The organism is Dactylosporangium sucinum, from assembly GCF_014647515.1.
GTDB lineage: Bacteria > Actinomycetota > Actinomycetes > Mycobacteriales > Micromonosporaceae > Dactylosporangium > Dactylosporangium sucinum.
In genome coordinates, this window is sequence record NZ_BMPI01000146.1 from 1 (window position 1) to 7369 (window position 7369).

1 protein-coding gene is annotated in these 7369 nt (G+C 76.6%); it reads left to right on the forward strand.

The annotated features are described in order from the left end of the window. Positions 1-7369, forward strand: a 7369-nt coding sequence (locus IEZ31_RS55200; RefSeq protein ID WP_190258200.1) for a type I polyketide synthase, incomplete at both ends; no start/stop codon positions are given.

Genomic DNA, 7369 nt, shown 5'->3' on the forward strand with positions numbered 1-7369 from the left:
TGGACGACGGTATGGTGATGTCGCTGACTCCGGAGCGGCTCGACGCCGTGTTGCGGGTGAAGGCCGTCGCCGCGCGCTATCTCCACGAGTTGACCGCGGATCATCCGGTGACCGCGTTCGTGCTGTTCTCCAGCGCCTCCGGAGTGTTCGGCGCCCCGGGACAGGCCAACTACGCCGCCGGCAACGCCTACCTCGACGCCCTCGCCGCACAGCGGCACGCGCTCGGCCTCCCGGCGACGTCGTTCGCGTGGGGGCTGTGGGAGCAGGAGACCGGCATGGCGGGCCGGCTCGACGACGCCCAGCGGCGTCGCATCGCCCAGTCCGGGGCTCCGCTGACCGCCGAGCTCGGCCTCGCCCTCCTCGACGCCGGGCTCGGCGCCGGGTCGCCGCTGCTCGTCGCGGCCCGGCTCGACCTGCCCCGGATGCGGACCCAGCTGGCCGGCCAGACCGTGCCGGCGCTGCTGCGCGGGCTGATCCGCGGTAGCCGCCGCGACGCCGCGGCCGGCGCGGCCAACGGGCCGCTGGCCGGGCGCGCCGGGAGCCTCGCCGGGCTCACCGACGCCGAGCTGCTCGGCATCGTCCGCGCCCAGGTCGCCGCGGTCCTCGGGCACGCCTCCGCGGACGCGGTGCCGGCCGGGCGGGCGTTCAACGAGCTCGGCTTCGACTCCCTCACCGCCGTCGAGCTCCGCAACAGCCTCGCCCGGGTGACCGGGCTGTCGCTGCCGGCCACGCTCGTGTTCGACTACCCGAACCCCGGGGCGCTGGCCGCGTACCTCCGCGACCGGCTCGGCGGGGTCGCCCGGACGGTCACGGTCCACACGGCCAAGGTCGTCGACGAGCCGGTGGCGATCGTGGGCATGGCCTGCCGGTACCCCGGCGGTGTCCTCTCCCCGGACGACCTCTGGCACCTCGTGGAGACCGGCGGCGACGGCATCGCCGCGTTCCCCACCGACCGCGGCTGGGACGTCGACCGGATCTTCGACGCGACGCTGGACCGCGAGTACCTCGCCGAGGGCGGGTTCGTGCCCGGCATGGCCGAGTTCGACGCCGGGTTCTTCGGCATCAGCCCCCGCGAGGCCCTGGCCATGGACCCGCAGCAGCGGCTGCTGCTGGAGACGTCGTGGGAGGCCCTGGAGCGCGCCGGGATCGACCCGGGCTCGCTGCGCGGCGAGCAGGCCGGCGTCTTCGCGGGCCTCATGTACCACGACTACGTCTCCCGGCTGCCCTCCCTGCCCGACAGCGTCTGGGGCTTCGTCGACACCGGCAACGCTGGCAGCGCCCTGTCCGGCCGCATCGCCTACGTGCTCGGCCTGACCGGGCCGGCGATGACGGTCGACACCGCCTGCTCCTCGTCGCTGGTGGCGCTGCACCTGGCCGTGCAGGCGATCCGCAACGGCGAATGCGGCCTGGCCCTCGCCGGCGGCGTGACCGTCATGGCCACGCCCGGGACGTTCGCCGGGTTCGCCCGGCAGGGCGGCCTGGCCGGCGACGGGCGCTGCAAGTCCTACGCGGGCGCCGCCGACGGTACCGGCTGGGCCGAGGGCGTCGGCGTCCTCGTCCTGGAACGCCTGTCCGACGCCCGCCGCAACGGCCACCGGGTCTGGGGCGTGGTGCGCGGTTCGGCGGTCAACCAGGACGGCGCCTCGAACGGTCTCACCGCCCCCAACGGCCCGTCGCAGGAGCGGGTGATCCTGCAGGCGCTGGCCAGCGCCGGTCTGTCACCGTCCGATGTGGACGTCGTCGAGGGCCACGGCACCGGCACCCGGCTCGGCGACCCGATCGAGGCGCAGGCGCTCCTCGCGACCTACGGCCAGGACCGTGACGAACCGCTGTGGCTCGGGTCGGTGAAGTCGAACATCGGCCACACCCAGGCCGCGGCCGGGGTCGCCGGGGTCATCAAGATGGTCCTGGCGATGCAGCATGCCACCATGCCGGCGACCCTGCACGTGGACGAGCCCACGCCCCAGGTCGACTGGACCGCCGGGCGGGTGTCGCTGCTCACCGAGGCCCGGCCGTGGCCGAACGGGCGGCCCCGCCGGGCGGGGGTGTCGTCGTTCGGGATCAGCGGTACCAACGCCCACGTCATCATCGAGCAGGGCGACCCCGCGCCGCGGCCCGACCCCGTCGAAGCCCCGGCCGCGTGGCTCGTGTCGGCGCGGTCCGAGGCCGCGCTGCGCGCCCAGGCCGCCCGCCTCGCCGACTGGGCCGCCGAAAGCCGCGACGGCCTCGTCGACACCGCCGTCGCCCTGGCCACCCAGCGCTCCCACTTCCCCTACCGCGCCGTCGCCACCGGCGCCACCCGCGACGAGCTCATCCTGCGCCTGCGCGAGATCACCGGCGCCGCGCCGGGCAACCCCGGCCGCACCGTCCTGGTCTTCCCCGGCCACGGCTGGCAGCGCGCCGGCCTCGGCACCGAACTGCTCGCCACCGAACCGGTGTTCGCAGCGTCGATCGACGAATGCGCCCGGGCCCTCGCCCCGTGGGTGGACTTCGACCTGCGGACCGTGCTGGCCGACGACTCGTGGCTCGGCTCGGTGGAGCGCGTGCAGCCGGTGCTGTGGGCGCTGATGGTGTCCCTGGCCCGGCTGTGGGAATCGGTGGGCGTCACGCCCGACGCCGTCGTCGGCCACTCGCAGGGCGAGGTCGCCGCCGCCGTCATCGCCGGGGTCCTCACCCTCGACCAGGGCGCGCAGGTCGTCGCCGTCCGGTCCCGGGCCCTGCGGGACCTGACCGAGCCCGGCGCGATGGCCTCGGTCGCGGCCCCGCCCGCCGAGGTCGAGGGCTGGCTCACCGGCGGGATCACCGTCGCCGCCGTCAACGGGCCCGCCGCTGTCGCCGTCAGCGGGCCGGAGGCGCTCGTCCGGGATTGGGTCGCCGGCCTGGCCGAGCGGTCCGGACGCGAGGTCCGCACCCGGGTCCTCGCCGTCGACTTCGCCTCCCACTCGCCGCTGGTCGCCGCGGCCGCCGAGCACACCGGCGTCGCGCTCGCCGGGCTGCGGCCCGCCGCCGCGCGCATCCCGTGGTACTCCACGGTCACCGGGTCGCTCATGACCGGCGAGGACGCCGGCGGCGACTACTGGCGCGCCAACCTGCGCGAGCCGGTCCGCTTCGCCGACGCCACCGAGGCGCTGGCCCGCGCCGGGTACACGACCTTCGTCGAGGCCGCCGGCCACCCCGTCCTCCTCGCGAACGTCGTCGAGACCGCCGAGCACGCCGGCGTCGACGTCGTCACCACCGGCACCCTGCGCCGCGACGAGCCCGAACGGCTCCAGCTGCTCACCGCGGCCGGCGTCCTGCACACCGCCGGCGTCGGCGTCGACTGGCCCCGCCTGCTCAACGGCGGCGCCGCGACCACGCCCGTCGCGCTGCCGACCTACGCCTTCGAGCACAGCCGGTACTGGCTGGACGCCACCGGCGGCGCCGGCGACATGCGCGCCGCCGGGCTCGGCGACACCGGCCACCCGCTGCTGCCGGCCGCCGTCGGCGTCGCCGGCGGGCAGGGCCGTATGCTCACCGGCCGGCTGTCCCTGGCCGCCCAGCCGTGGCTCGCCGACCACGAGGTCGCCGGGACGGTCCTCGTCACCGGCACCACCATGCTCGAGCTCGCCGTCCGCGCCGCCGACGAGGTCGGCCGCCGGGCCGTGCGGGAGCTGACCCTGCACGCGCCGCTCGCCGTGCCCGCCCGCGACGGTGTCCGGCTCCAGGTCACCGTCGGCGAGCCGGCCGGCGACGGCGGCGACCGGGAGGTCGGCATCTACGCCGCCACCGGCGACGACGAGGACTGGGTGCGTTACGCCAGCGGTACCCTCACCGACAACCCCGGGCCGGCCCCCGGCGCCGACTTCGGTGCCTGGCCCCCGGCCGGCGCCGAGCCGGTGCCGATCGACGGGCTCTATGAGCGGGTCGCCGCCGCCGGCGTCGTCTACGGGCCCGCGTTCCAGGTCCTGCGCAACGTCTGGCGGCGCGGCGATGACGTCTTCGCCGACGTCGTCCTGCCCGGTGACGTCGCCGACCGGGACAGCCCCTTCGGCATCCACCCGCAGCTGCTCGACGGCGCGACCCAGGCCCTGGCCGCCGCCGGTGCCGAGGGCGCCGACGGCATGCCGTTCGTCTGGTCCGACGCGCGGCTGTACGCCACCGGGGCCACCCACCTGCGGATGCGGGTCGGGCCCGCGGCCGAGGGCGGTGTGGCCATCCTGGCCGTGGACGCCGGCGGGGAGCCCGTCGTGTCCGTCGGCTCCCTCGTCCTGCGGCCCGTCACCGCCGGGCCCGGGCGCGGCCCGTCGCTGCGGGACGCGATGTTCGCGCTCGACTGGACCCCCGCCGCCACCGACGTCGCCGCCCCCGCCGGGCCGTGGACCGTCGTGGGCGCCGACCCGCACGCGGTGGCGAAGCACCTCGCCGCGGCCGGGTTCACCGTCCACACCGGACCCGGCGGCGCCGGCTCGCTCGTCGTGCACAGCCCCGTCGCCGCGGAAACCGACCTGGTGACCCGCCTGCGCGCGGCCACGAGCGGGGCGCTGCTCGCGGTACAACAGTGGCTCGGCGACGACCACGACGAGACCGCGAGACTGCTCTTCGTCACCTCCGGCGCGGCCATCGACCCCGTCGCGGCCGCCGTGTGGGGACTCGTGCGTTCGGCCCAGTCGGAGCACCCGGGCCGGTTCGTGCTGCTGGACATCGACGGCGGCCCCGTCCCGGCCGCCGCGTGGGCGCTCGCCGCCGACGGCGACGAACCGCAGCTCGCCGTCCGCGACGAGCAGGTCCTCGTCCCGCGGCTCGGCCGCGCCCCGGCGCTGCCCGACGAGCCCGCCGACTGGAACCTCGCCGGCCGGATCCTCGTCACCGGTGCCACCGGCGCGCTCGGCACCGTCGTCGCCCGGCATCTCGTCGCCCACGGCGCGCGGGACCTCCTGCTGGTGTCGCGCTCCGGCCCCGCCGCGCCCGGCGCCGCCGAGCTCGTCGAGGAGCTCGAGGCGGCCGGCGCCGTCGTCGAGCTCGTGCCGTGCGACGTCGGCGACCGCGACGCCCTCGCCGGGCTCCTCACGGCCGCCGGGGCCGACCGGCCGCTCGCCGGTGTCGTGCACGTCGCCGGCGTCACCGACGACGGCGTCATCGAGTCGCAGGACGCCGAACGGCTCGGCCGGGTCCTGGGCCCGAAGGCCGAGGCGGCCTGGCACCTGCACGAGCTGACGCTCGGCCTGCCGCTGGAGCGGTTCGTGCTGTTCGGGAGCGCCGCCGGCCTGTTCGGCGGGGCCGGCATGGCCAACTACGCCGCCGCCAACTCGTTCCTCGACGCGCTCGCCGCCCAACGCCGCGCCGCCGGCCTCACCGGCGTGTCGCTCGCCTGGGGCGCCTGGGCCGAGGAGGGCGGCATGAACGGCCGCCTCGGCGTCACCGACCAGCGCCGCCTCGCCCGCGCCGGCGCGCCGCTCACCAGCGAGGAGGGCACCCGCCTGCTCGACCTGGCGGTCAACGCCGACCTGGCGCTGCTCGTGCCCACCCGGATCGACGCGGCCCAGCTGCGTGGCGCGGTGCCGCCGCTGCTGCGCGGCCTCGCCATCGCCCCGGCCCGGCGGGTCGCCGGCCGCGGCGACGCCGCGACCCCGGCCGGCCACTACGCCGCCCTGTCCCCGCAGGAGCGCACGGCCGCGCTCGCCGCCCTCGTCAGCGGCCAGGTCGCCGCCGTCCTCGGGTTCTCCTCCGCGGCCTCGCTGCCGCAGGACCGGGCGTTCACCGAGCTCGGCTTCGACTCGCTGACCGCGGTGGAGCTGCGCAACGGCCTCGCCGGTGCGGTCGGGCTGCGGCTGCCGGCCACCCTCGTCTTCGACTACCCCAGCGTCGACGCCCTCGCCGGCTACCTCGCCGACCGGTTCGGCACCGGCGGCGGCGCGCCCGCGGCGGCCAAGGGGAGCGTCACCGCCGCCGCGACCGACGAGCCGATCGCCATCGTCGGCATGTCCTGCCGGTTCCCCGGCGACGTCACCAGCCCCGGCGAGTTCTGGAACCTCGTCGCCGGCGGCCGCGACGGCGTGACCGACCTGCCGGCCGACCGCGGCTGGGACGTCAGCCGCCTGTTCAACGACGACCCCGACCAGCCCGGCACCAGCTACGTCCGGCAGGGCTGCTTCCTCACCGACGTCGCCGGGTTCGACGCCGGCTTCTTCCGCATCAGCCCCCGCGAAGCCCTCGCCATGGACCCGCAGCAGCGGCTGCTGCTGGAGACGTCGTGGGAGGCCCTGGAGCACGCCGGCATCGACCCGCTCGCCCTGCACGGCGAGCCCGCCGGCGTCTTCGTCGGCACCAACGGCCAGGACTACAGCGTCCTGATGGGCGCCAACCCGGCCACCGCCGAGGGCCACGTCGCCACCAGCGGCGCCTCGGTCATGTCCGGCCGTGTCTCCTACGTCCTCGGCCTCACCGGCCCGGCCGTCACCGTCGACACCGCCTGCTCCTCGTCGCTGGTCGCGCTGCACTGGGCCGCCCAGGCGCTGCGCAACGGCGAATGCACCCTGGCCCTGGTCGGCGGCGTGTCGGTGATGAGCACCCCGGGCGGCTTCGTTGAGTTCAGCCGCCAGCGCGGCCTCGCCGCCGACGGCCGGATCAAGGCGTTCGCCGGCGCCGCCGACGGCACGGCGTGGGGCGAGGGCGTCGGCATGCTCGTCGTCGAACGGCTCTCCGACGCCCGCCGCCGCGGCCACCGCGTGCTCGGCATCGTCCGGGGCTCCGCGGTCAACCAGGACGGCGCCTCCAACGGCCTCACCGCACCCAACGGCCCGTCGCAGGAGCGGGTGATCCTGCAGGCGCTGGCCAATGCCAGCCTGTCACCGTCCGACGTGGACGTTGTCGAGGGCCACGGCACCGGCACCCGGCTCGGCGACCCGATCGAGGCGCAGGCGCTGCTCGCCACGTACGGCCAGGACCGGGAAGAGCCGCTGTGGCTCGGGTCGGTCAAGTCCAACATCGGCCACACCCAGGCCGCGGCCGGCGTCGCCGGGGTCATCAAGATGGTCCTGGCGATGCAGCACCAGACCATGCCGCCGACCCTGCACGTCGACGAGCCTTCCCCGCACGTGGACTGGACGACCGGCCGGGTGTCGCTGCTGACCGAGCCGCGTCCCTGGCCGAACGGCCGCCCGCGCCGGGCCGGTGTGTCGTCGTTCGGGATCAGCGGGACCAACGCCCACGTGGTCATCGAGGAGGGCGACCCGGCACCCTCGCCGCAGCCCGGCCCGCTGGACGGGCCGACCGTGTGGATGGTGTCCGCGCGGTCGCAGCGGGCGCTGCGCGCCCAGGCGGCGCGGCTGGCGGACTGGGCTGCTGAGAGCGGCGACGGTCTGCATGACACGGCCGTTGCGCTGGCGACGCA